The sequence below is a fragment of the Arthrobacter sp. Z4-13 genome (assembly GCF_054792705.1).
Genome location: NZ_CP096459.1, coordinates 2,941,851 through 2,967,575 on the forward strand (window position 1 = coordinate 2,941,851; position 25,725 = coordinate 2,967,575).

The 25,725-nt window shown below is 65.9% G+C and carries 23 protein-coding genes; 8 read left to right on the forward strand and 15 right to left on the reverse strand.

Annotation, left to right across the window (positions count from 1 at the left end; translation table 11 throughout):
• Nucleotides 1-55 precede the first annotated feature (55 nt).
• The 3 genes from menD to M1E07_RS15410 all read right to left on the reverse strand — a co-directional run bounded on the left by menD (nucleotide 56) and on the right by M1E07_RS15410 (nucleotide 5,472).
• Entirely contained in the window at nucleotides 56-1,870 is a 1,815-nt protein-coding gene (gene menD / locus M1E07_RS15400) for a 2-succinyl-5-enolpyruvyl-6-hydroxy-3-cyclohexene-1-carboxylic-acid synthase (RefSeq protein WP_461190414.1), read from the reverse strand.
• A gap of 278 nt (nucleotides 1,871-2,148) precedes the next feature.
• Nucleotides 2,149-4,218, reverse strand: coding sequence for a PhoX family protein (locus M1E07_RS15405; RefSeq protein WP_461187501.1), 2,070 nt, complete (start codon nucleotides 4,216-4,218; stop codon nucleotides 2,149-2,151).
• 249 nt (nucleotides 4,219-4,467) lie between these two features.
• Nucleotides 4,468-5,472: an o-succinylbenzoate synthase gene (locus M1E07_RS15410; RefSeq protein ID WP_461187502.1), complete on the reverse strand. Its 1,005-nt coding sequence runs from the start codon at nucleotides 5,470-5,472 to the stop codon at nucleotides 4,468-4,470.
• A gap of 69 nt (nucleotides 5,473-5,541) precedes the next feature.
• Here M1E07_RS15410 and M1E07_RS15415 point away from each other — a divergent pair, with 69 nt between their 5' ends.
• The 3 genes from M1E07_RS15415 (at nucleotide 5,542) to M1E07_RS15425 (ending at nucleotide 7,409) form a co-directional block, all read left to right on the forward strand.
• Nucleotides 5,542-5,934, forward strand: coding sequence for an ArsR/SmtB family transcription factor (locus tag M1E07_RS15415; RefSeq protein ID WP_461187503.1), 393 nt, complete (start codon nucleotides 5,542-5,544; stop codon nucleotides 5,932-5,934).
• A complete protein-coding gene (locus M1E07_RS15420) occupies nucleotides 5,894-6,394 on the forward strand; it encodes an SRPBCC family protein (protein WP_461187504.1) in 501 nt (166 codons plus the stop codon). The genes M1E07_RS15415 and M1E07_RS15420 overlap by 41 nt, the downstream gene beginning before the upstream one ends.
• Nucleotides 6,395-6,503: 109 nt before the next feature.
• The gene (locus tag M1E07_RS15425) at nucleotides 6,504-7,409 is read left to right on the forward strand and encodes a phosphatase PAP2 family protein (RefSeq protein WP_461187505.1); all 906 of its coding nucleotides are present in this window, start codon (nucleotides 6,504-6,506) and stop codon (nucleotides 7,407-7,409) included.
• Nucleotides 7,410-7,457: 48 nt separating this feature from the next.
• Here M1E07_RS15425 and M1E07_RS15430 read toward each other — a convergent pair whose 3' ends face one another.
• The 6 genes from M1E07_RS15430 to M1E07_RS15455 form a co-directional block, all read right to left on the reverse strand.
• On the reverse strand, nucleotides 7,458-8,852 hold the full coding sequence (locus tag M1E07_RS15430) for a M20/M25/M40 family metallo-hydrolase (protein ID WP_461187506.1): 1,395 nt from the start codon (nucleotides 8,850-8,852) through the stop codon (nucleotides 7,458-7,460).
• A gap of 3 nt (nucleotides 8,853-8,855) precedes the next feature.
• Nucleotides 8,856-10,637: an N-acetylglutaminylglutamine amidotransferase gene (locus M1E07_RS15435; RefSeq protein ID WP_461187507.1), complete on the reverse strand. Its 1,782-nt coding sequence runs from the start codon at nucleotides 10,635-10,637 to the stop codon at nucleotides 8,856-8,858.
• A 24-nt stretch (nucleotides 10,638-10,661) separates the two neighbouring features.
• Nucleotides 10,662-12,140, reverse strand: coding sequence for an aminotransferase class I/II-fold pyridoxal phosphate-dependent enzyme (locus M1E07_RS15440; RefSeq protein WP_461187508.1), 1,479 nt, complete (start codon nucleotides 12,138-12,140; stop codon nucleotides 10,662-10,664).
• A 20-nt stretch (nucleotides 12,141-12,160) separates the two neighbouring features.
• Complete coding sequence (locus M1E07_RS15445; protein WP_461187509.1) at nucleotides 12,161-13,294, reverse strand: glutamate--cysteine ligase; 1,134 nt, start codon at nucleotides 13,292-13,294, stop codon at nucleotides 12,161-12,163.
• A gap of 279 nt (nucleotides 13,295-13,573) precedes the next feature.
• Entirely contained in the window at nucleotides 13,574-14,392 is an 819-nt protein-coding gene (locus M1E07_RS15450) for a gamma-glutamyl-gamma-aminobutyrate hydrolase family protein (protein ID WP_461187510.1), read from the reverse strand.
• 107 nt (nucleotides 14,393-14,499) lie between these two features.
• On the reverse strand, nucleotides 14,500-15,300 hold the full coding sequence (locus tag M1E07_RS15455; protein WP_461187511.1) for a carbon-nitrogen hydrolase family protein: 801 nt from the start codon (nucleotides 15,298-15,300) through the stop codon (nucleotides 14,500-14,502).
• A 264-nt stretch (nucleotides 15,301-15,564) separates the two neighbouring features.
• Here M1E07_RS15455 and M1E07_RS15460 point away from each other — a divergent pair, with 264 nt between their 5' ends.
• The 3 genes from M1E07_RS15460 to M1E07_RS15470 all read left to right on the forward strand — a co-directional run bounded on the left by M1E07_RS15460 (nucleotide 15,565) and on the right by M1E07_RS15470 (nucleotide 18,418).
• Nucleotides 15,565-16,044, forward strand: coding sequence for a hypothetical protein (locus M1E07_RS15460; protein WP_461187512.1), 480 nt, complete (start codon nucleotides 15,565-15,567; stop codon nucleotides 16,042-16,044).
• Between the two features lie 105 nt (nucleotides 16,045-16,149).
• A complete protein-coding gene (locus M1E07_RS15465; protein WP_461187513.1) occupies nucleotides 16,150-17,571 on the forward strand; it encodes a hypothetical protein in 1,422 nt (473 codons plus the stop codon).
• Between the two features lie 160 nt (nucleotides 17,572-17,731).
• Nucleotides 17,732-18,418: a class I SAM-dependent methyltransferase gene (locus M1E07_RS15470; RefSeq protein ID WP_461187514.1), complete on the forward strand. Its 687-nt coding sequence runs from the start codon at nucleotides 17,732-17,734 to the stop codon at nucleotides 18,416-18,418.
• A gap of 57 nt (nucleotides 18,419-18,475) precedes the next feature.
• Here M1E07_RS15470 and M1E07_RS15475 read toward each other — a convergent pair whose 3' ends face one another.
• The 3 genes from M1E07_RS15475 to M1E07_RS15485 all read right to left on the reverse strand — a co-directional run bounded on the left by M1E07_RS15475 (nucleotide 18,476) and on the right by M1E07_RS15485 (nucleotide 21,441).
• Complete coding sequence (locus M1E07_RS15475) at nucleotides 18,476-19,384, reverse strand: LssY C-terminal domain-containing protein (RefSeq protein ID WP_461187515.1); 909 nt, start codon at nucleotides 19,382-19,384, stop codon at nucleotides 18,476-18,478.
• Between the two features lie 109 nt (nucleotides 19,385-19,493).
• The gene (locus M1E07_RS15480; RefSeq protein ID WP_461187516.1) at nucleotides 19,494-20,195 is read right to left on the reverse strand and encodes an esterase/lipase family protein; all 702 of its coding nucleotides are present in this window, start codon (nucleotides 20,193-20,195) and stop codon (nucleotides 19,494-19,496) included.
• 28 nt (nucleotides 20,196-20,223) lie between these two features.
• Nucleotides 20,224-21,441, reverse strand: coding sequence for an MFS transporter (locus M1E07_RS15485; RefSeq protein WP_461187517.1), 1,218 nt, complete (start codon nucleotides 21,439-21,441; stop codon nucleotides 20,224-20,226).
• Nucleotides 21,442-21,575: 134 nt separating this feature from the next.
• Between M1E07_RS15485 and M1E07_RS15490 the strand changes: the two genes are divergently transcribed.
• Nucleotides 21,576-21,920: a hypothetical protein gene (locus tag M1E07_RS15490; RefSeq protein ID WP_461187518.1), complete on the forward strand. Its 345-nt coding sequence runs from the start codon at nucleotides 21,576-21,578 to the stop codon at nucleotides 21,918-21,920.
• Between the two features lie 228 nt (nucleotides 21,921-22,148).
• Nucleotides 22,149-22,475, forward strand: coding sequence for a hypothetical protein (locus M1E07_RS15495; RefSeq protein WP_461187519.1), 327 nt, complete (start codon nucleotides 22,149-22,151; stop codon nucleotides 22,473-22,475).
• A 145-nt stretch (nucleotides 22,476-22,620) separates the two neighbouring features.
• Here M1E07_RS15495 and M1E07_RS15500 read toward each other — a convergent pair whose 3' ends face one another.
• The 3 genes from M1E07_RS15500 to M1E07_RS15510 form a co-directional block, all read right to left on the reverse strand.
• Nucleotides 22,621-22,755 carry a hypothetical protein gene (locus tag M1E07_RS15500; protein WP_461187520.1) on the reverse strand — a complete coding sequence of 45 codons (135 nt, stop codon included), beginning with the start codon at nucleotides 22,753-22,755 and terminating at the stop codon, nucleotides 22,621-22,623.
• A 363-nt stretch (nucleotides 22,756-23,118) separates the two neighbouring features.
• On the reverse strand, nucleotides 23,119-24,507 hold the full coding sequence (locus M1E07_RS15505; RefSeq protein WP_461187521.1) for an LPXTG cell wall anchor domain-containing protein: 1,389 nt from the start codon (nucleotides 24,505-24,507) through the stop codon (nucleotides 23,119-23,121).
• A gap of 97 nt (nucleotides 24,508-24,604) precedes the next feature.
• The gene (locus M1E07_RS15510; RefSeq protein ID WP_461187522.1) at nucleotides 24,605-25,612 is read right to left on the reverse strand and encodes a hypothetical protein; all 1,008 of its coding nucleotides are present in this window, start codon (nucleotides 25,610-25,612) and stop codon (nucleotides 24,605-24,607) included.
• Nucleotides 25,613-25,725: the final 113 nt, after the last annotated feature.

Consider the following 25,725-nt stretch of genomic DNA (forward strand, 5'->3'; position numbering starts at 1 on the left):
GAGATTTCGGTAGCACAGGAAAATTTGCGCGTCGCCAGAAATATGCGAGTCGAAACTATCCTGCCAGTACTCCCCCGACCGCTGCGGCAACGGCCTCCTTGATCCGGCCATGCAGGGCACGCAGGCCGTGCCTGTCGGTGCGGACTTCGACGATGCTGCGGCCCACGATCGGCTGGCTGAGCGCTTCGGCGAGTGCCGCCGTCGTACTTACTGAGCAGTGCCCGACGCCGTACGCCGCGGCCAGTGCCGCGATGTCCACTGTGTGCGGGGTGCCGAAGAGGCGTTCGACGGCGTCACCATACGTTGCGGCCTCACGCACCGCACCATGCTCCAGCAGGTCGAAGATGGCACCGCCGGCGTCGTTGAGTACGACGATCCGCAAGTCGGGCTGCTCTTCGCCGGTGCCAAGGAGCAGTCCTCCGGCGTCGTGCAGGAACGTGACGTCGCCCAGCAGGACGGTGGTCTCCTGCCGTCCGCCGAGAGCGATGCCGGTGGCGGTGGAAACGGTGCCGTCGATCCCGGCAAGGCCGCGGTTGGCATAAACGGTGGCAGCAGGCTCAGGGGCGGGCAGGCCTGCCAGATCGACGTCGCGGATTCCGTTGGAGGAGCCCAGAAGCAGCTGGCCCCGGGCGTTTCTCCACACCAGCGACCCGACGGCCGGGCCGGTGGCGGGCGCTTCCTCAGCCAGGATCCGGTCCACTGCATGCTGTGCGGCCGAACCGGCGAGCAGCCAGGTGTCCAGCCAGGACGACGGGCCGCGGCCGGCAAAATCAGCCAGGTCCGCGAGGCTTTCCAGCGGCAGTTCCGTGCGCCGGCCCGGCTCGTACCAGGCCACCGGAACCGGCTGGTACAGGGCGGACTCAACGTCTGCGCGGGCCAGCAGGGCTGCCACCGGGCGTGACAGCGTGGGGCGGCCAAACAGGACAACCCGCTCAATCGGCATTGCAGCCTCGGGCCCGAAATGCTCCAGTAATAGCCGGTATGGTCCCACGGCTGTAGGCCCAAAACGGGCGTTGGAGGAGGGCTCTGCCAGCAGCGGCAGGCCGTGGGCGCGGGCGAAGGCCTCGGCGACCGGTCCGGCGTCGTGCCCTGCAAGGACTACGGTGCGCCGTTCGGGCAGATCGGGCGATGCGGGCGGCAGGTTCATCACAAGCGGCTCGGTGGCCACCCTGTATCGCGGCCGGTCAGCCGGCGTCGGCAGTTTCTCTCCGGGCCCGGGAACCAGCGGATCGCGGAATGCCAGGTTGAGCTGGACCGGGCCGGGCGGAAGGTCGGGGAACGCCCCGGTGGCCGCGGACAGGCCGGTCCGGATGGCGCGTTCGGGGTCCATACCCGCGGGGATGTCGACCGCGAAGCGCACCTGGTCGCCGAAGATGTCGGGCTGGATAGTGGTCTGGTTGGCGCCGGTTCCACGCAGCTCGTCAGGCCGATCAGCGGACAGAACGATCAGCGGTACGGCCGCGTGGTTGGCCTCCATCACGGCCGGCAGCAGGTTCCCGACGGCGGTCCCGGACGTGGTCAGCACGGCGGCCGGCGAGCCGGTGGCAAGGGCCAGGCCCAGGGCTGTGAAGCCGGCGGACCGCTCGTCGATCCGGACCAGCAGCTCAACCCTGCCCTCCGCCGACGCCTCCGCCAGCGCGTAGGCCATGGGGGCGGACCGGGAACCGGGCGAGACCACCACGTGCTGCACGCCGCCGTCGACCAATACCTCTACGGCGATGCGCGCCGCCGCCAAAGCGCTCAGCTGAGGGGCAGCGTCGGAGAAGTCTGCACGGGAAGTGGCTGCAGGGGAAGCGTCCGTGGAGGAAGCGTCGGGGGCGGAATCGTTGGGCGAAGTCACCAAACCAGTCTGCCACCCCCGACGCCCCATCACCTTTCGCGCCAAAAACCCAAACGCCCCATCACCTCACGCGCCAAAACCCCAAACGCCCCATCAGCTCCCGCGCCAATATTGAAAACGCTCCCCCACTTCCCGTCCGGTATGCGGCGGAAGGTGGGAGAGCGTCGTCGGATAAGCAGCGAAAGCTGATAGGGCGTCGTCGGATAAGCAGCGAAAGCTGATAGGGCGTTGCAGGAATACCTGCGAAAGGTGATGCGGCGTTGCAGGAAAACCTGCGGAAGCTGATAGTGGGTTTGGGGCCTTGGCGGTTAGCCGCGGAATACCTGGATCACGGACGGACGGGGCGCGCGTGCCTGGCCGCGGGCCGGCGTCGTTCCTGCCGGGACGTAGTCCGGGAAGAAGGAGACCTGCTTTTCGAAGGAACCGTCCTCACCCGGGTGCTGTACGGCGACGAACACCGTGCGCTCCTCGTCGTGGATGACGGGTCCGCAGGTTTCGCCGTCGCGCGGGACGGCGAGGAACTGCTCGACCTTGCCGCGCTCGGCGCCGTCCAGCGTGACCTTGAACAGGCCGTCGGCGCGGCCGATCCCGGAGGGGGCCCCGTCGGTGGAGATCCAGAGGTTGCCTACGGAGTCGAAGGCGAGGTTGTCCGGGCAGGAGATCGGCGAGACCTTGTCCGCCGGGAAGCCGGAGAAGTAGGTGACATCGCCCTGCGCCGGATCACCGCAGACCATCAGCAGGTTCCAGGTGAACGTGGTGGAGGTCTGGTCGCCGGTTTCGGTGATCTCCACGATGTGCCCGTCGCGGTTCTCGTTGCGCGGGTTGACCTCGGTGGCCTTTTCGTTGGAACCGGTGCCGCGGTTGGAGTTGTTGGTGCAGGCCACGTAGACCTTGCCGGTGTGCAGGCTCGGCTCCACGTCCTCGCAGCGGTCCATCTTGGTGGGCCCAACCTTGTCGGCGGCCAGGCGGGTGTACACCAGGACCTCTTCCACGGACATGCCGTCAACCACAGACTTGCCGTCCACCACCAGCGGCAGCCATTCACCGATGCCGTCAAACGCACCGTCTGAGGGCACAGTCCCGGTACCGGTAATTTCGGCTGCCGGCGAGTTGCCCGTGAACTTGGCAACGTAAAGGCTGCCCGCGGACAGGAGGGTCATGTTGTGCTTACGGTCGCCCTCGATGTATTTGTCCTTCGAAACGAACTTGTACAGGTAGTCGAACCGCTCGTCGTCGCCTGAGTAGGCAACGACGTGCCCGGACTCGGCGATGATCACGTTAGCGCCCTCGTGCTTGAAGCGGCCCAGCATGGAGTGCTTCCTGGGGGTGGAGGTGGGGTCGAACGGGTCAATTTCGACGATCCAGCCGAAGCGGTTGGCTTCGTTTTCGTAGCCGGACTTACGGGTGTCCCAGCGCGGCTCGTCCAGTTCCCATCCGCGCGCCGTGGGCTTGTTGGTGATGCCGTAGCGCTTGTCCCCGGCGGAGGTGCCGTTGCTGACGAAGTAGCTCTGGAAGTTTTCCTCGCCGGAGAGGATGGTGCCCCACGGGGTGGTGCCGCCGGCGCAGTTGCCCAGGGTGCCCTTGATGAAGCGGCCAGCAGGGTCTTCCACGGTCTTGACCAGCGAGGAGCCCGCAGCCGGACCGGTGAGTTCGTACTTCGTGTTGTTCAGGAACCGTCGGTTCAGTTCCGCGCCCTTGACGTACGTCCACGGCTTGTTCTTGTTCTTGCGCTCGAGCTCCACCACGGTGAGGCCGTGAGCGGCTGCCCCCACAGCACGCATCTGGTCTGCGGGCATGGTGGCCGGGAACATGATGTTCTCGTTGGTGTACTCGTGGTTGGCGAAGAGTACCGCGCGGCGGCCCTTGCTGCCCGGAATTTCCAGGATGTCCGTGTAGTCGTTGTTGTAGCCGAACTGCTTCTCCTGCGCAGCGGCCGTCTGGTTGTCCAGGTCGAACTCCGGCGCGTCATTAAAGATCGGGTCGCCCCAGCGGATGACCGGCTGCCAGGTGAAGCCTTCCGGGACCGTGACGGCGTCCACGGAGGCATCAATTGACGGGATCGCCGTGAACTGCAGCTTGGACTTGCCGAAGCCTTCCTTGGCCGCCTTCGAAAGGCCGGCTGCGCTGGCGGAGTCGGGTGAGGTAACGGCACTGCCGAGCACGACGGCGAGCGCACCGGCGGCGCCGAAGCCCAGGGCGGCGCGGCGTGACATGGTGGCGGAGGCGATGTCGCGGAAGTAGCTGTTGGAGCTCGTGTTGCAGACATCGCCCGAGCAGGCGTTGTCGCACTTCAGCGCGCAGGTAACGGCACTGCGCTTGCCCTTGGTGTGGCCGAGCATCGGCAGCAGGGTGAACTTGCGGGCAGTCGTTTCAGACATGGGGGCCTTCCAAAAAAATCGATGCGGTTCGCCCACCCTGTCAGCCGGTTTCTACGCGCAGTAGACAGCAAGGTGAAGTTCCGGTTAACCGCGCATGACCTGCAGGGATGTGATGGAGCGTCCGCCAAAAAGGCGCGGAAGGTGGTGGAGCGTCCGCCCAAAAGGCGCGGAAGGTGATGGAGCGTCCGCCCAAAAGGCGCAGAAGGGGATGGAGCGTCCGCCAAAAAGGCGTGGAAGGTGATGGGGCGTTTAGGCGGTGAGGAGGGCGTGGACGCGGCGGAGCCGGGCCAGCCACCAGTCCCGGCGCTCTGGCGGCGCCGCATACTGCTCAAGCAGCCCTGCGTCGGCGGTAACGTCACGGAGGCGGATGGCGCCGTCGTCGGCCACCAGCGGATCGAGAGTGATGTCCGATTCAAACAGTGACACGGTCCCCAGCCCGCACGCGTAGGGCAGTTCCGGAAGCGCCGCCGCCAGGGCAAGGCCAGCACGGATCCCCACCGACGTGTCCAGCGCTGAGCTCACGACGGCGGGAAGCCCGGCCTGCGCCACGATGTCCAGGGCGCGCCGCACTCCCCCGAGCGGCGCCACCTTGACCACGATGAGGTCGGCCGCGCCGGCACGCGCCACGCGCAGGGGATCTGATTCCTTACGGACACTCTCGTCCGCCGCGATCAGCACAGGTGTTCCGGCCGCCCGCAAGGCACGCCGCACCTCGGCCAGCCCATCAATGGTCGGCACCGGCTGTTCGGCGTATTCAAGCCCTACGCCGGCCAGCCGCATGAGCGCCTCGACCGCTGCGGGAACATCCCAGCCGCCGTTGGCGTCCACCCTGATGGCCGCGTCCGGCAGGGCAGAGCGGACGGCGGCGAGGCGGGCGGCGTCGTCGTCGAGCGTCTGGCCCTGCTCGGCAACCTTCACCTTCACGGCGTCCACGCGGCCAAAGCGCGCAAGAACCTCAGGCACCCGCTCCGCAGCAACGGCAGGGACGGTGGCGTTGACCGGAATAACAGGCCGCATCGGAGTAGGAAAACCGTGCCACGCGGCCTCAACGGCAGAAACCAGCCAGCGGGAAGCCTCGGCGTCGCCATACTCGGGGAACGGGCAGAATTCGCCCCAGCCGGCCGGGCCCTGCAGGAGCAGGGACTCACGTTCAGTGATGCCGCGGAACTTCAGCCGCATGGGCAGGCTCACCACGTGCGCGCCGGCCAGCAGGTCCTCAAACGAAGGCAGTGCGGGCACAGGCGAAGTAGGCATGGATTCACTGTACAAGCGGTGACAGACAAACCCTTTTTATGCATATCTATATGGGTATACGATTGCGGAATGGCACGGGCAGCAACAACGGCGGATGCATTCAATGCGATAGCTGAACCGCGCAGGCGGGAAATCCTGGACGCGCTGGTTGGCGGCGAGCGCCCGGTTGGTGAGCTTGTTGACCTGCTGGGTATGGCTCAGCCGCACGTGTCCAGGCACTTGCGGGTACTGCGGGAGGTGGGCGCCGTCGCCGTCCGGGACGAAGGCCGGCAGCGCGTCTACCGGTTGAACCCGCAGGCCCTCAAACCCATCCACGAGTGGGTTTCCGGCTACCGGCACCTCTGGGAGGAGCGCTTGGATCTGCTGGAAGACGTTGTGGAAGACCTCAAACAGCAGGAAAAGTCGGCAAAGGAGCAGGGCAATGGCACAGACAACCATGAACGTCACCTTCCCCAGCGATGAGGAAATCCTGATCACCCGCACCGTCAACGCACCCCGGCACCTCGTGTACCGGGCCTGGACCTCCCCCGAGCTGGTCAGGAGGTGGTGGCCCGGCAAGCGCGGTGAGATGACAGTCGCGGACATGGACTTCAGGGTGGGCGGTGCTTGGCGGTACGTGATGGTGGCCCATGGTGAATTCGAGGTGGCCTTCCATGGGACGTACCGGGAGATTGTTCAAAACGAGCGGATCGTCCACACGGAAATCATGGAGACGCCGGGTCTTGGCCCGGACAGCGAGGACGGTGCCGTGGTCAACACCGTCACGTTTGAAGAGGCCGACGACGGCGGCGCCACCCTGGTGAGCATCCGCACCAACGCGGGCAGCAAGGAAGTCCGGGACATGATTGCCCAGTCCGGCATGGAGGGCGGCGTGCGGGAGCAGTTCGAGATCATCGAGGAGCTGGCTGCGGGCCTCCGTTAGGCGCCGCGCCGCAGGGAACCGCTGGGAGCCGCTGGGAGCCGTCGGCGCGGCGCCCCGCGGCCAAACAACATGGGGCATCATCCCAGCTTTCTGTGACAACCTTGAAGCGATGACTTCTCAACGGACTGCACAGACCAGGACCCCGGCACGCCCCGCTCCAGGGTCGGGCTTCCTGTTCGTGCTTGCCACCCTGGCGTGCGTTGCCGGGCTGATCGCCGCGTACTACTACTTCGTCCGCACCACCACAGGCCAGTTCATCGACGAGTCCGCGCTGGTGGAAGCGGTGGATATCCACGGACCGGCGGGCAAGGCGAGCACCCGGTTCCTGGACCTGCTGCCCACCATCTCACTGGTGATGGCAGCCGTCGTAGTGCTGTTTGTCACGGTAATCCGGAAGCGCTGGACCGAAGCCGGCATTGCGGTGGCCGCCTGCATCGGCGCGAACATCGCCACGCAGGTCCTCAAAGATGTGCTGCCGGCCCGGCCGGACAAGGGCGTGGTGACGCTGGAGCTGAACTCGCTGCCGTCCGGGCACACTACCCTGGCAGCTTCCGCGGCGGCTGCGGTGTTCCTGATGGCCTCGCCGCGCTGGCGCCCAATGGCCGGTTTTGTGGGCGGAACGTTCGCCATCGCCTCCGGAGTGTCCACACTGATCAACCAGTGGCACCGGCCTGCTGATGTGGTGGCCGCGTTCCTGCTGGTGGGCGCGTTTATGATTCCCGCGGGCTGGCTGATCATCCGGCGCGGGGCGTGGAATGCGTGGGACGGTTTCGGCGGGCATATCGGCTCCGCGCGGGTCTGGCTGACGCTGCCAGTGATGATCGGGCTGGCCTCGGCTGCGGTGGCCGTGTATTCGCTGGCCCTGATCGCGCCCAGCCCCTGGCAGCAAACCAGCACCACAAATTACTTCTGGGCCGGGATCTCGCTGATTGTCATCGCCGGGTATTTGGCAACCGTCGCCACCACCGCCCTGTTCGCCTTCGCCGCACGACGGCGTGACTCACCAGGGCGCTGACGTCACCACCGCCCCCGCTGGCCCAACCAGGGTGGGGCGCAGGGAAGGTTAGCCCGGGGAATTGAGGCGGGCAATCAGGAGCGCCTCGGCGAGAATGGCGTTCTCGAAGTCGCCCAGGTGGATCGACTCGTTGGCCCCGTGGGCGCGGGAGTCCGGATCCTCCGCCCCGGTGATGAGGACCTCCGCCCGCGGATACAGCTTGGTCAGGATGTTGACGGCAGGAATCGAACCGCCCACGCCCATACAGACGGCGGGCACTCCCCAGGTCTCCTCCATTGCCGAGAGCATGGTGCGGGCAGCGGGTGAAGCGGCATCACCGGCAAAGCCCTCGGTCCTGCCGGCGGGCATAAACGTCACGTCGGCGCCGAAGGGAGTGTGCGCCTCAACATGCCGGCGGACAGCTTCCATGGCAGCGGACGTATCGCTCTCGGGTGCCAGGCTGAGGCTGAATTTCGCCCGAGCCACCGGCTGCAGCGTGTCCGAGGAAAGGGCAACAGACGGCACATCCACCCCGATAATCGCCAGCGCAGGCTTAGTCCACAGCCGCGACGTCAGTGAGCCCGAGCCGGCAAGGGGCACCCGCGGACGGACGCCGGAATCCGCGCGGAACTCCGCTTCATCCAGCAAAGGCCCCGGCGTATCCGAGGCCAGAAGCCCCTCCACGGCCACGCTGCCGTCGTCGTGATGAAGCGTGGCAATCAGCCGCGACAGCACGGTGACGGCATCCAGCAGCGGCCCGCCGTAGGTGCCCGAGTGCAGGGCATGGTCCAGTACCTGCACCTCGATAGTGCCGAGGATCAGCCCGCGGAGGCTGGTAGTCAGCGCCGGGACGCCCACCTTCCAGTTTCCGGAGTCGGCCACCACCAGGACGTCGGCGCTGAGCAGGTCGCCGTGCTGCTGGAGCAGCAGCGGCAGGCTGGGCGAACCGGCCTCCTCCTCGCCGTCGATGAAGATTGTCACGCCAAGATCCAGATCGTCCCCGAGGACCCGCAGCGCGTTGCGGAAGGCGGCCAGGTGAAGCATCACCCCGGCCTTGTTGTCGGCCACTCCCCTGCCCCACAGCCGGCCGTCCCGCTCCACCGCTTCGAACGGCGGGCTCTCCCACAGGGTGATCTCCCCGGCCGGCTGAACGTCGTAATGCGCATAGAGCAGGAGCGTCGGCTTGCCGTTCCGGGCGGGTCTCCGTCCCACCACGGCCGGCGCTCCCGGCGCCCCATCCGGCCGCGGCGCCTGCAGGATGTCGACGTCGGTGATCCCGGCTTCCTGCAGCAGGCCCGCCACCTGCCGGGCTGCCTTATCCAGTTCGGACGGGTCGAAGGACTCCCACGCCATCGCAGGAATGCGGACCAGCTCCGACAGCTGGCCGACGGCGGAGGTGAAGTCCCCCGTCACGGCTTGGCGCAACTCGGGCAACAGGGAGGTGGTGGTGTCCCGCAGGCTCAATGGTCAGCCCACCCCGTGGTGCTGTAACCACATCTCCAGCAGCGCCAACTGCCAGAGGACGTTGCTGTTCACGGCGGTCCGCTGTGTATTGGGGTCGGCCAGGAGGCCGTCGAGGTAGGCCGGCTGGAAGAGTCCGCGCTGCTTGGCCTCGGGTGCATGAAGGGCCTCGCGGACGATGGAGAGGAAAGGTTCCTCCAGGTGGCGGAGGGCGGGGACCGGGAAGTATCCCTTGGGCCGGTCCACCACGGCCTTGGGAAGCATCTGCCGGCCCAGGTCCTTCAAAATGCCCTTTCCGCCCTGCGATGCCTTCAGCTCCGGCGGGCAGGAGGCGGCGAGTTCCACGAGCTCATGGTCCAGGAACGGTACCCGGGCCTCGATGCCCCAGGCCATGCTCATGTTGTCCAGCCGCTTGACGGGATCGTCCACCATCAGCAGGTGGGTGTCCAGCCGGAGCACCGCGTCCAGGGCGGTGTCCGCGCCGGGGGCGTCCAGGTTGGATGCCAGGACCCGGCTGCTCACATCGGTGGCGCAGTACCACTCGGGTTCCAGGATGTTCAGGAGTTCTTCATGGCTGTGGTCCACAAAACTTGAGGTGAACGTGGCCAGGGCCTCCGAAAGGCCCACAGAAGCAAGCGGCTGGTGGTACCCGTACCCGCCAAAGACCTCATCGGCACCCTGCCCGCACTGCACCACCTTCAAGTGCTCCGCAACGGTCCGGGAGAGCAGGTGGAACGCCGTGACGTCGTGACTGGCCATGGGTTCGGACATCGCACCCACGGCCCCGTTGATGGACGGAGCGAACTCGGAGGTGCTGATGTGCAGTTGCTCATGCCGCGTACCGAATTCCCGGGCAACCAGGTCCGAGTAGGCGAACTCGTTCCCGGAGTCCCCGCCAGCGGCGTCAAACCCAATGCTGAAGGTCGACAGCCCGTGCTGGCCCTCCTCTGCAAGCAGGGCTACCAGCAGGCTCGAATCCAGGCCGCCGGACAGGAGGACGCCCACCGGCACGTCGGCGACCATTCGCCGTCGCACTGCTGTTTTAAGTGACTCGCGGACGGCGTCCTGCCAGTCGATAGCGGACCAGCCCGAGTTCTCCGCACGGCGGGTGTAGCTGGGCTTCCAGTACTCGCGGTCGTGCCAGCTCCCGTCAGCGCGGATGGTGCGGATGGTGGCCGCCGGCAGCTTCTGGATACCGCGAAGTATGGTCCGCGGCGCCGGGACGATCGAGTGCCAGCTCAGGTAATGGTGCAGGGCCGTCTCGTCGATGCTGGTGTCCATCCCGCCCGAGGCCACCAGTGCTGGCAGGCTGGATGCGAAGCGCAACGTTCCGGGGAGCTGGGTGACGTACACGGGTTTTATGCCCAGCCGGTCCCTGACCAGCAGGACCTCCTGCCGCTGCGGATCGTAAAGAGCCAGCGCGAACATCCCCACCAGGTGGTGGACAAAGTCGTCGCCCCACTTCCGGTAAGCCTTCAGGATCACCTCGGTATCGCTGGTGGACCGGAAGGTGAACTCCGGCTCAAGCTCCCGGCGCAGTTCCTTGTAGTTGTAGATGCAGCCGTTGAAGGTGATGGCCAGGCCGCCGTCGTCCAGCATCGGCTGCGCCCCTGCCTCGGACAGGTCGATGATGCTGAGCCGCTGATGTCCCAGAGCCACCCAGCCCGCGCCATTCCACGTTCCCCTCCCGTCCGGCCCCCGCGACGTCATTGCCCCCATCATTTTCAGTACCGACTCTTGGGAGGCCTTTCTCCCATTGAAGGCGATTTCGCCGGCTATTCCGCACATGGTGCTGTCCTCGTTCCTTGCAATCTACTGCGATCGGTGCGGTTCTTCCCGAACCACCCTGATGGTCTTGAGCGTGGGATCGGCGGGATCCGGCAGGACCATTCCCGCCTCCACACCGCTCCGGAGGTAGTCAATGGCGGCTTTGTTGATCCGTTCGCCGGGCAGCAGGAGGGGGATGCCGGGCGGGTAGGGCGTGGCCATTTCGGCGGCGATGCGGCCCGGTGCTTCCTCGCACGGAATCACTTCCACCGGTCCGAAGAACGCGTCCCGGGGCAGCATCACCGTCTCCAGGTAGAGGTCCTCCTCATCCGGAATGACGACGGCGGGCGGCCGGGGCAGGTCCGGGGCGGCTTCAGAGAGCGCGCGCAGTCCGGCCAGCAGCCGGCCAGCCGTCTCCTGGTCATCGGACACCGCGATCACGGCTTCCGTCCGGCGGTGGTCTGTGGTGCCCATGTCGATGCGGCAGTTCTCGCGCAGCCAGTCCGTGGCCTGGAACCCGCTGATGCCAAGGTTCGAGACGTCGATCATGATGTGCTGGACGTCCAGGTCGTGGGAGGCCTCCGCGTGGACCAGTTCGTCTTCGAGGACGTGCAGGCCGGGGAGTGCCTCGATGTCCCGCCGGAGTCCCTTCGTCAGTTCCAGGGCCTTTTCGATCATGGCCTTGCCGTCCTGCACCATCTGCCGGCGCCAGCCGTCCATCGCTGCGTACAGCATGACGTTGGCACTGGTAGTGGACAGCACATCGGCACACTGGTTCAGCCGGACCGGGTCCACCAGGCTGCCTTGCAGGTGGAACATGGAGCCCTGCTCGAAGCCCAGCCCCATCTTGTGGACACTGACCACGCAGATGTCCGCCCCGGCGGACATCGCCCAGGTGGGCGTGTCCGGGTGGAAGGGCAGCTGCGCGCCCCAGGCCTCGTCAACGATCAGCGGTTTGCCCCGCTTGTGGCAAATCTCCACGATCGCCTCGAGGTCCGCGCACGTGCCGTACGGGGTGGGGCTGACAATGAGCGCGGCGGAGGCATCCGGGTAACGCTGCCACATCTCCTCCACGGTTTCCGGAGACGGCGGGTGGCTCAACTTCAGCTCGTTGTCCCATTTCGGCTTGATCCACCGCGGCTGCAGCCCGGACAGCACCAGCCCCGAGACCACCGATTTGTGGGCGTCCCGGCTGATGAGCAGCTCCCCCTCGCCGCGGGTCACAGCAAGGATGGCGGCTTTGATGGACAGGGAGCTGCCGCAGGTGGAGAAGAAGGCCATGTCCGCGCCCACGGCTTCGGCCATCAGCTGCTCGGCTTTGGACAGGTAGCCGTTGGAGGACTGCCGGTCGTCGAGCCCGGAGGAGGCAACGACGTCGGACTTGAAGCTCTGCTCGCCCAGCACCTCCAGCACGCGCGGATCAACGCCGCGTCCCTGCCGGTGGGCAGGAGGAGTGAACCCGTACCTTTCCAGTTTCTGGTGTTCGGCCAGTGCATCGAGCACCGGCGCTTCATTCTGGTCCATATGCCCTCCCGGATCCTCGGCTAAGAACTCTGGTCGCTCGCCAGCAGCGGCGCATCAGTCAGTTGTCGAAGCGGTGTTGCCGGCAGGCTGCTGATGTGGACGGCGTCGGCGATGACGTCGCACAAGCTGCCCGCCTTGGCGTAGGCTTCCCGCTGCCTTGCAGCACCGGTGCCCCTGGTCAGGACCTGGAACAGCAGGGATTCCACAACGTCGAACTCGCCCTGCTCCTTCAGCACCGGCTGGACATGGTCCAGCAGTGCCATGACCACTTCGAAGGCCGCGCGGGGCTGGCCCGTCAGCGGATCCACCAGCTCGCCGTCAAGCCCGAAGCGGCCCGCCTGCCAGGAGGCGAGCCGAAGCTGCAAAGCAGAGGCAGGAACCGGAGGCACACCTGCGTGCCACTGCCTGGCCGCCGTCTCCACCAGACCCCGCACCAGGGCGGCCAGCAGGACTGCGTCGTCGGCAAAGAGGCACACGTCCCCCACCCGGACCTCCACGGTGGGATGACGATGGCTCAGCCTCGCGTCAAAATAGATCTGCCCCTTGTCCAGGGGGACGCCCGACGTCAGGATCTCCTGAACCTGCGCATGGTAGGCCTCGGCCGAGCCGAAGATCTCGCATGGCCCGGCGGTGGGCCAACGGTTCCAGGCCTGTGAGCGGTAGCTTGCGTAGCCGGAGTCGGTGGCGTTCCAGAAGGGGGAATTGGCAGTGATGGCCATCAGCACCGGGAGCCAGACCCTGACCCGGTCCAGGACAGCGACACCCTCCGCGTCCGACTCCACCTCCACATGTACGTGGCAGCCGCAGGTGAGCTGCTCGACGGCGGTCAGGCCGAACCGCTGGATCATCCGCTGGTAGCGAAGGCCAGGAGTCGCTGTGGACTGCACGGGAAGGGGCGAGGTGGCAAGGGCCACCGAGCGGGCCCCTACCCCACGGGCAGTGGCATCCGCGCTTACCCGCCGTGCTGTGATGTCCTGTGCCAGTTCATCCAGGCTGATCCTTGGCAAGGTGCACGTTTCGATCTGTTCCTGCTTCATCTCACTGCTGAGCCCGTCATCGTCGCTCAGGCGTTCCAGCAGTTCGCCCAGCGGAACAGCATGCCCGTCGGCGTAGTCGAGGATGAGGAACTCCTCCTCCACACCAACCCGGCGCATCAACGCTGTCCCTTTGGACCGGCACTTCCCCCGTCTGGGATATGACCGTGGGCAGAGCGCTCGTGGGGATCAAGATAAGCCATGGTTACTCCTCCAAAAAAGGACCTTGGGGCGTTGGCTTAACCTCCGGTGCTCACCACATACTAAGCATGCTTATTTCCCGTCCGCAAGGCAGGATGCACAAAAACACCCCGAAACAAGGCGTTTTTCGCGCTGTTTCGGGGCGGTTCCGTGAATCTATTCAGGAGTTCTTTCCGGCTCTGTGGTACGGCTATGTGCCTAGACGAGTGGCGGCCCGGCGAGGCTGGCATTGATCTCCGCTGTGACGGACGACGTCGGCATGGCCGGGATGAGGCGTTGCAGGAACTTCCCGCGGGCTGCTTCGACGAAACCACGGAAAAGGCCGAAGTCCTCGGGAAGCTCCTCCGGGTGCCATTGAATGCCCATGGTGAAGGTGTTGGCGGGATACTCGATGGCTTCCACCACCTGGTCTTCACTCCAGGCGGCAGCAATGAGGCCCTCGCCGAGCTTGTCCACGGCCTGGTGGTGGGAGACGGGAACGGGTCCCGGGTCCGAGCCGATCAGCTGCTCGAGCCGGGAACCGGGCTTGATCTCCACGGGAATCCTGTTGAAGTTGTAGCCGCCGGGCTGGTACCGGCCGTTCCCGATCACATCGGGAAGGTGCTGGTGGAGGCTGCCGCCCAGGGTGACGTTCAGAAGCTGCTCGCCACGGCAGATACACAGCAGCGGAACGTCCTGGCGGATCGCTTCCTGGATCAGGGCCTGCTCCCAGGCGTCGCGCTCCGGCCGGGGCGCATCGGTCTCGGCGTGGGCTTCCTGGCCGTACAGGGAAGGATCAACGTCCCAGCCGCCGGGGACCACCAGGCCGTCGAGCCTGCCCACGAGCTGTTCGATCATGCCGGCGACAACCGGCTGCGGCGGCAGGAGGATGGGAACGCCGCCGGCGGCGATGAGGGGGTTCAGGTAAGTCTCGGGCAGGAATGCCGCCCTGACCGTGCCGCAACCATCTGTGCCCGCCTGCTCCAGGTACGTGGTCAGTCCGATGATGGGCTTCATCGCGGCGTCGGTTGTTTCCAATGTGGTCCTTCCAGAAAATTTCTCTGCCTCCAATTTTATGGCCGCGGAAAGCAGGAAATGTTTCGTGCAGGTCAAATCCAGGTGTCGAGAGGGTCACACTTTTTGGCTCAGTCCATGCCGCGGGGTATCACGCTGAACCGCCGGTTGAGCAGGGACGGCACCCGGGTCCTAACGGCCGCGATCCGTTCCGGTTCCAGCTCGGCAAAAACGACGCCGGGCGCTTCACCCGCGTTGGCGATGACCACCCCGAAAGGATCCACCACGATGGAGTAGGCGGTGGCGAGCGGCCCCGACTGGTTGGCCGTCACCACATAGGAGGTGTTCTCGATTGCACGGGCACGGACCAGGGTGCTCCAGTGGTCCTCCTTGCCCGGGCCAACGATCCACATGGCCGGCAGCAGCAGGACATTTGCCCCCGCGTCCACCAGGTAGCGTGCGCTCTCCGGGAACCTGAGGTCGTAGCAGGTGAGCATGCCCAGGCGAAGCTGGCCGTAGGAGAGCAGCTCCGGCTGGCCGATGGTTCCCTGGCTTATTCCAGCGCTTTCGCTGTAGCCAAAGGCGTCGTAGAGATGGACCTTGCGGTAAGTGCTTTGGACGGCGCCCTCGGAGTCAATGGCCACCAGGGTGTTGTAGGGAAGGCCTTCAGGGTTGGCTTCCGTGGTACCCACCACCACCGGCAGGTGGAGACCCTTGGCGAGCGCCCCGATGCCGCTGACGAAAGGCCCGTCCAAGGGCTCTGCGACGTCCGCGAGGACGCTCGGCGGTTCGGTACTCGCGTACAGGCTGGACTCCGGCAGCACCAGCAGGTCAGCGTTACCCAAGGCGGCAGCTTCCATCAGTTGCCCGATGTGCAGCAGGTTCCTTCGGGGATCCCTGCCGGCGCTGAACTGCCCGGAGGCGATTATCACTTCAGCCCTCCTGCCACGGCGAAACGGCCCCTCAACAAAGGTTCGCACACCCGGGTCCGCGCGAACAGCCCCGCTGGGCCCCTCCGCAGGAAGCCGCTCCTCACCGAACTTTGACCTGCGCAAATATGGAACAACTCTTGACAAAACCTTGAGTGATTACCTCGGCGTAATTTGAGCCCGGTCCACAAAGCTATTCCTATCGGAGCCGCACAGGCTCACAAGGTCTCTGCGGAACACCGCACAATATTCACTGAGGGGCACCACATGGCTAAGGTTGCAGGACGTAAAAAGCGCATCATCGGCACCACCGTTGCACTGGTGGCCATCAGCGGCGGCGCCGCCTTCGCCTACTGGACTGCAAGCGGCGCAGGGGACACCACCACGACGGCGGCTGCCGCCAGCACGAACTTCACCATCACCAGTTCGGTTGCCGGCAACCCACTCTCTCCCAACGGGCCGATCCAGACGGTCACCTTTACTGTGACCAACCCGGCCACCGGCAGCCAGAAGGTCACCAATGTCGTGGCGACGGTTGCGGGCCTCAACGGCACAGCCTGGACGTCGGTTACCGGATGTTCCAAGGATGACTTCAGGGTCGTGGGCCCCACCAATTTCCCCGCAACCGAAATCGCGGCCGGCGAGGCCGTCACCGGCACCGTAACCCTTCAGATGATCGACCGCCCTGGCGTCAACCAGGACGGCTGCAAGGGCGCCGACGTGCCCCTGCACTTCGCGGCCAGCTGAAGAAGGCAAGGGATCACTTTCCTGAAGCAGTCCGTCAGCTTCATAGCCCGATGGTGATGAAGTCCGCCTAGCCGCTATCAAGCCCGACTTTCCCGGAAGGTTCCCGTGCCCACAGTCGCCAGCTCCCCCGAAGCCTCCCCCCGGCTTCGGCGGGAGCTGGTTTGTTTTAACCGGGTGGCGCGTGCCGGACTGCTGGCGCTCGTAATCCTTTTCGTTGCCACTTTCGCGGGCGCTTCACCGGCGTCCGCCTACTGGCGGGCCGCCGGGTCCGGAAGTACGACGGCGGCAGTCGCCACGCTGCTTCCGCCCACCAACGTTTCGGTGTCGGCAAGCAGCAACTCCAACGTCGCAGTCAGTTGGACGCGGTCCGCCGGTGCCGTGGTTCCCACGGGCTACTACATCACCCGGATCACCGGTTCCACAGTGATGGCGGCCTGCGGTTCAAGCCCTGTGACGCCGCTTTTAGCGTCCTCGTGCACGGACATATCGGTTCCCGAAGGCACGCACCGTTACCAGGTAACCGCCGTCCACCGCTCTTGGACCGCAACGGGCACCGTGAGCGGAAACGTGGCGGTCACCAGCCTCCGTGACCTCTCCTTCGTCTCGCAGCCGTCCGCAACCGCAACAGCCGGCTCGCCGATCACTTCATTCACGGTGCAGTTGCGGACCATTTTCGGTCTTGAGGTGTGGGACGAAGGTATCCCCATCACGGTGAGCATCGGTGCCAACCCGGCGGGCGGTACCCTTTCCGGAACCGTAACCACTTATACGAACTGGTCCGGCACCGCCACCTTCGACGGCCTGTCCATCAACAAAGCAGGCGCTGGCTACACCCTCATCGCTTCCAGCCCTGGCTTCGCCGGAATCGCCAGCAACAGCTTCACGGTTCTCCCAGCCCCTGCCAGCAAACTGGTAATCACCGCCGGAGCATCCCTTACGGGCCTCGCCTCCAGCGCGGCGATCCTCGGGCCGGTGACTGTGCAGCGACAGGATGCCTACGGCAATGCCGTTACCGCCGGACCTTCTACGGTCTCTCTCGCCACCAGCTCCGCCGGAACCACCATCTTTGCTGCAACGGCGAACGGTGCAAATGTCACCATGGTGACCATTTCCGCGGGGTCCTCGTCGGCGTCGTTCTTCTACGGGGACACGAAAGCCGGCACCGCAACCATCACTGCTGCTACACCAGGCCTCACGGCTCCCGTGCCCGTCACCGCCACCATCACCGCCGCAGCAGCAGGAAAACTGAAGTTCGATGCCATCGCTGCCGTCGTCCCCAAGAACACACCCATAACGCCTTCCGTAACGGTCCGCGTTCTGGACGCCTTCGGCAACCCGACCGACAGCCCCGGCCAGGTCACGCTTCATTCGAACTGCTCCACTAAGGGCATGCTCATCCGCGCCTTGTCCGCCGGGGCAGCCACATTCCCGGACCTTGAAATCACAGGAAAAGCCACCGGCTGCACGCTGACCGCAAGCAGCGGCACACTGGCCGGGGAGCCAAGCAACTCCTTCAGCACAGACTGAGTGAACATCAGGCAGGCGGGCATCTTCTCCAGGTGGATTCCGTTGCGCCATAATGGCAGGCAGTAGCGCCCTGCCGTCCGGAGAGATCCCTGCACAGGGACGGGCCATGTTGCGCTGGTGACACCTTGAGCTACAGGCGCTGCTGCGGAAGAAGGACGCCATGAGGGACGCAGGAAAGCAGGGCTCAGACCCATCCGGTGAGAGCGGGCCAGCAGCGCTGCAACATCCACGATTCGCCCGGGCCTATCCGCGGGCCGTGGAGGTGATGAACCGCCGCGGCGGGACAGAACACCGGCGGAGCATCCTTGCCGGCCTCAGCGGAACCGTCATCGAAATCGGCGCCGGTAACGGCTCCGTCTTCGCCCTCTATCCGGAAACGGTGACCCAGGTGATTGCCATCGAACCGGACGATGATCTCCGAGACCTTGCTCAGGCCAATGCCGCCTCGGCACCGGTTCCCATCACGGTTCTGGCGGCAACCGCCGAACAGATCCCGGCGAAGGACGCCAGCGCGGACGCTGTGGTGGCCAGCCTCGTCCTGTGCAGCGTGGCCGAGCCGGCCGCCGCACTGGCTGAAATCCGCCGGGTCCTGCGCCCCGGAGGGACACTGGCCTTTTATGAGCACGTCCGCTCCAACAACCGCCTGGCCGCCGCGGCTGAGGATTTGCTGACCCCTGCCTGGCAGCGGATCGCGGGCGGCTGCCACCTCAACCGGAACACGCTCGAGGCCATCACCGCTGCTGGGTTCACCGGGGTGGTCAGCCGGCGTTTCGGCTTCTCTGCAGGCCCGCTGGTCCCTCCGGTTGCTCACATCATGGGTACGGCAACGAGCCCCGGCCCCGGCTGACCTGAAGCGCTCTACGCCGAGCCGCGCAGCCCATTCCCTTCCACCAGGCGAGCGGCTTCAGCCCTCCGAAGATCCCACCCTGCGCAGCCGCTCCGGCGGGTGCAGGTCGATGATCGGCAGGTGGCCGTCGGTGCGGATCGCGTCGCCTCCGCCGTTGCGGTGGTGGTAGCCGCTGGAGTAGTGGCGGATCACGTGCACGGACTCAACGGCGTTGGCTGAGCTGAGCGTCTCGATGATGAAGTCGCGTTCCTCGTCCGTGCGGTCAGCAATTTTGTGGGTGATCTGGAACGTAAACAGGGACAGCCCCACGCTGCGGTCATACGTGCCGGCGCCTACCCAGTCCACGGCCAGGCCGCCGGGCAGCATCCATCCGGCCGGGCACTTCCAGAACCGCACATGGTGCCGTTTGCGCGGGTTCCCGTCGATTTCCCGCTGGAATGCAAGGTCCTGCTTGTTGCCGAAAACGTAGAGCGAGCTCACGGGGGCATGCGGGTAGCTCCGTCCCAGGACGGTGGAGGTCAGGGTGCGCCAGGCCGTGGCCGGGGTGATCGGATCGGCCTCCACCCACCCCGCCGTCTGCATCGCCTGCCTCAGCTCCTCCTTGGGCCCCACTACGGCGAGGTTCACGGGATCGCCCAGCACGCCGTCGCCCGTCCTGGTCCGCCCGATGAAGTAGTCCGGGATGTACAGGCTGCTGAGAATCTTGTGGATGCGCGGCAGCAGGGCGTAGGCAAGGATCAGCCACACCGGCAGGAAGACCCACGTCTGCTCCGGCCCGCGCGAAAGCCGGGCGAGCAGGAAGACGTAAACAGCCCAGCCCACAGCAATCGTCACCACCAGGTACAGCAGCCGCTGCAGGACCGCCAGGACGGTGGCCCACCTGCTTTGCCGGCGCACCACAGGACTGCTGGACCGCGAGTGGTCCGGTTCTTCCGGAACGGTCCGCTTCCCGCCAGTGGACGTCACAGTGCTTCTCCTTTCGGTCGCCAACCCATGACCAGCCTAGAAGATGCGCCCGCACTCCTGCAGTGGGCCGGCAGGAGCCAGAGCCCGGAACAGCCAGAAGGCAACCAGCTCAGGCAGGAAGGCTCAGCTGCTCCACGATGATCCGCGCCGTCTCGTGCTCTCCGAGGATCCGGAAATGCCCGGCCGTAGGCAGTTCAATGTTCGTGGCACCCGGCAGGACGCTGCCCTCAGGAATGTGCGGATCGAACGGGCCGTAGATCGATGTGATCCGGCTGTTGATCGTCTCCTCACGGGCCAGTTGGAGGGTGAGGGCGTTGCGGGGCGAGAAGATCCGCAGGCTGGGCAGTAGCATGTACTTGGCGTAGCGCGACCCGGAAAACGGCGTGCACACGGCGATCATCCGGTCAATGCGGTGCTCCGGATCCAGGTTCAACATCGTGTACTTCCCGATGAGCCCGCCCTTGCTGTGCGCCACGATGGCCGCATCCCGCAGGCCCGCCTCCTCCAGGTGCTGGGCCACGAGCCGGGCGGCAGCGGGGACGTCCAGGCTGTTCCGCTGCAGCACCGTCACCACGTGCACCGGATGGCCGGCGTCGTGGATGCACTGAATAAGGGGCAGCATGAACTGCCAGTTTTCGTACACGCCGGGGATGATCACCACGGGAGCGCGGTGGCCCTGGTGGAACGAGCCGGGCTGCACGCGGGAGAGCACGCCCCGGACCTGCCAGGCGCCGGCATAGAGATAATCCTGAAGCCACCACACGCCTTTTTGCAGCGCACTGGCTCGAGTGGGCGTGCCCGTTTGACTCATCTGTTGAGGATAGCCCCACGCGCGGGATTCAGTAGTTCCGCCGGTGCTTGAGCCGGGGAATGACGACGGCGAACACGGCAGCCGCCGCGAACCCCAGTACGCCTGTGGCTGAGATCCCCGCGCCCAGGGACGCCAGTGCCGTCACCCCGGAGAGGAGGACAGGCCCACCGGTGGACCCTGCGTCCGCCATGAACCGCCACAGCCCCAGGAACTGGCCGCGCCCCCGGTCCGGCGAGAAGTCGGCCCCTAGGGTCATGACCAGTCCGGAGCTGATGCCGTTGCCGAACCCGATCAGCAGCGACGCCAGGAGCAGCGCCACAAAGGACCCCGTCAGCGGTATCAGCAGCAGCGCCGTACCCATGATCAGCGTGGACGGGACAGCCACAAACTGGCGGCCCTTCCGGTCCATGAGCTTGCCGGCGGGATAGAACACCAGCATGTCGATGGCTCCGGAGAGCCCGTAAATCAGGGACGCCGAGGTGGCGTCCATGCCCAGGTGGTCGGCCCACAGCGGGATGACCACCTGGCGTGAGGAGCGCAATGCGCTGAGCAACAGGATCCCCACACCCACGCTCAGGAACACGCCGGCATGCGAAACTGCCACGCTGCGGAGGGTGGGCTCGGGGCCGGACGTGCCGCCGTCGTGCGCTTCGGCCAGCACGAGGTCCGGAATGGTGAGGGACAGCAGCGCGGCGGCCGCCATCGCCACCACGCCCACCCAGTAAGCCCCGCCAATTCCGGAGAACTGCATCACGGCCGCACCCAGGAAGGGCCCGATGAACACACCGATCCGGTTTACGCCGCCCAGTGTGGACAGCGCCCGCGCCCGGAACGTCACGGGAACGGCTTCGGTGAGGTACTTCTGCCGCGCCAGCCCGAACACTGCTCCGGACATGCCGACGACGGCCATCGCCACCGCGAGCAGCCACAGCCCGTTAGGGATCAGGGAAGACAGCCCCGCTGCCGCGAGTGCCAGACCGGCAGCGACGGCGGCGCCCACAATGGCCCAGCGTTCGCCGAATTTCAGGGTCACCAGGGACGCGGGCAGGTTGAAGAACCATGAGCCCAGCCCGATCAGGGTGACGATCAGCGCGGCCACTGCAACGGAGGCACCAAGATCACGGGCGGTCAGCGCCACCACCGGAAGAATCGCTCCCTGGCCGATCCCAAAAAGCAGGGTGGGGCCGAAGGCTGCCACGGCGATGCTGCGAAGGCTGAAGGGCTGGGGGTCATCCGGGGAAGTCATCAGATTTATCCTAGGGCGGCCGGCATAAGGAGGGAGAAAAGCCCAGACTTGGGGGTCACAAAACCCTTGCAAAGGACTAGCGTTTGCCTTATGGGGTGCTGATTCGCGCCCACGGCCACAGGGGAGGTTCTTTCATGGGTGAAGTGTGGATCCGTACGCTCGGCAACGGGCTGGTCCGGGCAGACAAAGTCACCGAAATCACATCAACCCGGGGAACCCTCCACGAGGACCAGGGGTATCTGCTGAAGGTCATCGTCGACGGCAAAAGCCACGCACTGATCGACGACAGCGACCTTCAGGGAACCTTGGCCGAGCGGCTCGAATACGCGCGGCATGTGGAGGACGCCCTGCTGCTGGCCATCGACGAGGCGCGGGACAGTGATGCCTCCGTGGTCATCTCGTATGAGCCCGAGCGCGGGCGCTGGTCATCGGCTCCGGTGACGGCGTTAACCGGAAGCCTGCCCGAAGCGGTGGGTTGAGCAGGGCCCGGACAGGAGGCCCCGGACTGGGTCCAAAGGCCTTGGTTTAGCCTGCGACGACCCCAACGGCGAGCACCGACGTGTCACAGGATCAGCATCCTAATCGGTGTAATAAATACGTAACTGTTGCGTGGGTCACATTTGCCCCTTACTCTGGATGAGGCTTAAGAAATAGGCCATAGCAAGAAGCTGCAGCGTCGCAGCCAATGCCGGGGAAGGCTTTACAACTTGAATTCGAAGCTGAACATCGTTGTCCGTGTAGATCTCGATCACGCCAAGGCTCTGGTGATTGCAAAGGGGCATATCACCGTCCACAGCGTGAACGCACTGTATGTAGTAGTGAAGAGGGCCAATTCCTTACGGGAAGGCCTGGACCTGAAGTTGGACATCACCCACGCACGGGTTGATGAAGAAGCCCTGGAAATGCTTCATACCGCTTCAGAAACGCATCACCTGCCGGCCAAAATCGATCCGCAGCAGGCACCTTGCACTATCAGCGTCCTGGCAGCTCGCCGGGAGCATGCACCCGCAAGGCGCGCGCTGATCGCCGCCTAAAGCTTTGCAGGCAAGGTACCCGCAGCGTCCACAATCGGGCCAGTGTGCCAGCCACAGACTTTTTTCTTCCTGATTTTCCTCAAACTTTGAGTGCAGCTGTATCCGAATAGACGGGTAGCTGCACTCTTAGTTTGAGGGCAGCCCTTCAAGCGCGAGCCGGTTCACCGCCTGCGTTTGCATTCAGCCATTCCTTGAGGAGCGGGGCGGGCAGCGGCCGGGCGAAGTGGTACCCCTGGGCGAGGGCCGTGAGCGATTCGAGTGCCGCAGCGGGGTCGGCCATGAGAGCCCTCTCGGTGATTTCCAGCAGCAGGAGGCGGGGTCGATGCTCCTGAGCCGTGGGCAAACATCATCATCGGACCGTCAGCCCGCCCGGATACCGTGACGTTGTTCCGGCGGATCACACGCCCACCGCTACGTCACCGAGCTGCAATACCGAAATATGTGGTGACACGCCGGGGGCCCGGCGGCGAAACTGTGTGTCTGTTTCGCTGCCGGGCCACCGGCCACAAGGACATGTGTGCTGATGACATGTTTGTGTGTTGGGTGTGTTTTTGTGTTTTGCGGGGTCCTCCTTCCGCTCAGCCTGCTTTATGCTGCCGCTTCAGGCGCATGGTGCAGGCACGGCCAGCAAACGTTGGGTGTCCTAGGAGACCTTGCGCTTGCGGAGCATGAGGAGGATTCCTGCTGCCAGGAGCAGCAGGGCCAGCGGGACCAGGGAGGCGTCCGCGCCGGTGTTGGCCAGGGTGTTGGCGCCTTGGCTGGTGCCTGCTTGGGCAGCGGTGGTGCGGGCGGTGGTGTCAAGGGCGATGGCGCCGCCTACTGCGGTGGACCCGGCCGGTGCTGCGGAGAAGCCGCCGGCGCCTGCAGTGCCGGTGTCAGAACCGTCGCCCGTGCCCGTGTCCGTGGTGCCGTTGCCTGGGGTGTTTGTGCCCGGAGTGTTGGTACCGGGAGTGTCCGTGTCGGGGTCGACGGCGCCGGTGCCTCCGGTGTTGCCGTCACCCGGGGTCTCCGTGCCGGGGGTCTCGGTGCCGGGTGTGCCGGCGCCGGGGTTCTCCGTGCCATTGCCGTCACTGCCCAGTCCCAAGCCAAGATCCAGACCCAGGTCAAGGTCGGCAACCAGTCCACCGGTGCTTCCGGTGTTGCCGGTGCTGCCGGCGCCAACACCGACAGCTGCGTCTACTACGGCGTCGAGTCCGCCGGTGGTGAGTCCGTCGGTGGCACCGTTGGTGCCGCCGAGGCTGACGTCCACGAGGGCATCGACACCACCAGTCGTGACTCCATCAGTGGCACCGTTGACGCCGCCGAGGCTGACGTCCACGAGAGCATCGACACCACCAGTCGTGACTCCATCAGTGGCACCGTTGATGCCCCCGAGGCTGACGTCCACGAGAGCATCGACACCACCAGTCGTGACTCCATCAGTGGCACCGTTGACGCCGCCGAGGCTGACGTCCACGAGAGCATCGACACCACCAGTCGTGACTCCATCAGTGGTGCCGTTGGTGCCGCCGAGGTCGACGGCGACGTCCGCGGCGGCGGTGAGGTCGGTCGCGGCCGGAGCCGTTCCACCGGTGACGGCGTTGCCGAGACCGAGGTCCACGACCGCTGCTGCGGCGAGGTCGGGGCCGGTGGCTTGGCCGGTCCCGTTCCCGAGGTCGACCGCTACGTCCGCGGCGGCGGTGAGGTCGGTCGCGGCCGGGGCAGTTGCACCGGTGACGGCGTTGCCGAGACCGAGGTCCACGACCGCTGCTGCGGTGAGGTCGGGGCTGGTGGTTTGGTCGGCAGTGGTGATGGTTCCGAGGTCCACTGCGGCGTTGACTACGGCGGCGACGGCCGTTGACTCCGACGGCGTTGGGTCACCCAGCAGGCCCAACGACGCCGTGTCAGCGGACGCCGCCGCCGAGATGAGGGCGGACGCGGAAAGATCCGGACCGCTGGTGGTGTCCGCGGCGTTCGCCGCGGTGCAGCCGAAGGCCAGAAGCCCGCCGGCAAAGAGGGTGCCGAGCATCCCCCTGCGAAGGTTCGAACTCATGATGATGTCTCCTGAAGAAGTTGAGGTCAGGGGCCGCTTGTCAGCAACCCGCAATAGCCGTCTTCTGCCGCACCCAGAGGGGGCAGACGGGTCTCAACTAATCAGGAGAGGAACCGGGGTCCAGGGACACCGGTGCAGGGACATGCTCAGAGGTTTCACCGGCGCGGAAGGCACCGGGAACAGGAAAATCAAAGCTGAACGGGCTCAGCCAGGCCGCCACGCCGGGGGCACCGGTAGCGGACGTGCCGCTTCCGGCACCCGACCCCGGGACGGCGGGAGCCTGGGCAGGGACCGGCGAAGGGTCAGCGGTGTCCTGCTGCCCAACCCGGCCGTCAGATGCGGCGGCGGGGGCCAAGAGCGGGGACGACGTACCCGCCGGGGCAACCGCACCGGCACCGGCACCGGCACCGGAGGCAGCCGGACCCGGGCCTCCCACAGCGTCACCAACGGGCAGGCCGACAGGGGCCGGGCCCTCATTGGCAGGCCCCGGATTCGCTGCCGGGACCTGGGGTTCGGCGGGGGCTGCCGTGGCGCCATCGGCAAGACCGGCGCCTCCGGCAGGGTCCGCACCATCGGGGACGACGGGCAGGTCGGGCACCACTGCGGGCAGCGGTGCGGTGCCGGTCACCAGGTCAGCGACGGGCTGCAGAACGGGTTCGAGAACCGGAACAGCCCCGGCCACAGGCGGAACAACACCGCCCGCCACGGCTGCGGTGGCTCCGTCAGCAGCACCGGCAACGGGAACCGCAACGGCCGCTACGGCACCGGCGGGAACCACCTGGTTCACCACCGGTACTGCTGCGACGATATTATCCGCGAGCCCGGCAACCTGACCGGCCACCGGCGTCAGCAAACCCTGAGCGGGCGCCGCAGCAGCGGCAGGGACAACGGGGGCAGCGGGCGCCGCAGGGGCGGCGGGTGCAGGGCCGGCAAGTCTGTCCGTTACCGAGGACACCGAACTGGTGACCCCGCCCAACAGCGACGCGGTGTCAGAGACCGCATCCGCTGAAGCAGCCGGAGATGAAAACGTCAGCCAGGTCAGGGTCGCCGCGCCGGCAAGAAGCACAGGACGCAGGGCACGCCACGAAGAACGAGCCATAGCCATGCGTACCACCCCCAGTACCGGTGCATTCGACGATTGCCCACAGCCTAAAACCAAATGTTGCAGGAAGTCTAGGCAAATCGAAAAACAAATCGACTAATGCGGACCGAAGAATG

Excerpts from the sequence above, each read along its gene's own strand:
- menD (WP_461190414.1), bottom strand. The coding sequence starts at position 1,870 with ATGGGGCGTCGGGGGTGGCAGACTGGTTTGGTGACTTCGCCCAACGAT.
- M1E07_RS15405 (WP_461187501.1), bottom strand. The coding sequence starts at position 4,218 with ATGTCTGAAACGACTGCCCGCAAGTTCACCCTGCTGCCGATGCTCGGC.
- M1E07_RS15410 (WP_461187502.1), bottom strand. The coding sequence starts at position 5,472 with ATGCCTACTTCGCCTGTGCCCGCACTGCCTTCGTTTGAGGACCTGCTG.
- M1E07_RS15415 (WP_461187503.1), top strand. The coding sequence starts at position 5,542 with ATGGCACGGGCAGCAACAACGGCGGATGCATTCAATGCGATAGCTGAA.
- M1E07_RS15420 (WP_461187504.1), top strand. The coding sequence starts at position 5,894 with ATGGCACAGACAACCATGAACGTCACCTTCCCCAGCGATGAGGAAATC.
- M1E07_RS15425 (WP_461187505.1), top strand. The coding sequence starts at position 6,504 with ATGACTTCTCAACGGACTGCACAGACCAGGACCCCGGCACGCCCCGCT.
- M1E07_RS15435 (WP_461187507.1), bottom strand. The coding sequence starts at position 10,637 with ATGTGCGGAATAGCCGGCGAAATCGCCTTCAATGGGAGAAAGGCCTCC.
- M1E07_RS15440 (WP_461187508.1), bottom strand. The coding sequence starts at position 12,140 with ATGGACCAGAATGAAGCGCCGGTGCTCGATGCACTGGCCGAACACCAG.
- M1E07_RS15445 (WP_461187509.1), bottom strand. The coding sequence starts at position 13,294 with ATGCGCCGGGTTGGTGTGGAGGAGGAGTTCCTCATCCTCGACTACGCC.
- M1E07_RS15460 (WP_461187512.1), top strand. The coding sequence starts at position 15,565 with ATGGCTAAGGTTGCAGGACGTAAAAAGCGCATCATCGGCACCACCGTT.
- M1E07_RS15470 (WP_461187514.1), top strand. The coding sequence starts at position 17,732 with ATGAGGGACGCAGGAAAGCAGGGCTCAGACCCATCCGGTGAGAGCGGG.
- M1E07_RS15480 (WP_461187516.1), bottom strand. The coding sequence starts at position 20,195 with ATGAGTCAAACGGGCACGCCCACTCGAGCCAGTGCGCTGCAAAAAGGC.
- M1E07_RS15485 (WP_461187517.1), bottom strand. The coding sequence starts at position 21,441 with ATGACTTCCCCGGATGACCCCCAGCCCTTCAGCCTTCGCAGCATCGCC.
- M1E07_RS15490 (WP_461187518.1), top strand. The coding sequence starts at position 21,576 with ATGGGTGAAGTGTGGATCCGTACGCTCGGCAACGGGCTGGTCCGGGCA.
- M1E07_RS15500 (WP_461187520.1), bottom strand. The coding sequence starts at position 22,755 with ATGGCCGACCCCGCTGCGGCACTCGAATCGCTCACGGCCCTCGCCCAG.
- M1E07_RS15505 (WP_461187521.1), bottom strand. The coding sequence starts at position 24,507 with ATGAGTTCGAACCTTCGCAGGGGGATGCTCGGCACCCTCTTTGCCGGC.
- M1E07_RS15510 (WP_461187522.1), bottom strand. The coding sequence starts at position 25,612 with ATGGCTATGGCTCGTTCTTCGTGGCGTGCCCTGCGTCCTGTGCTTCTT.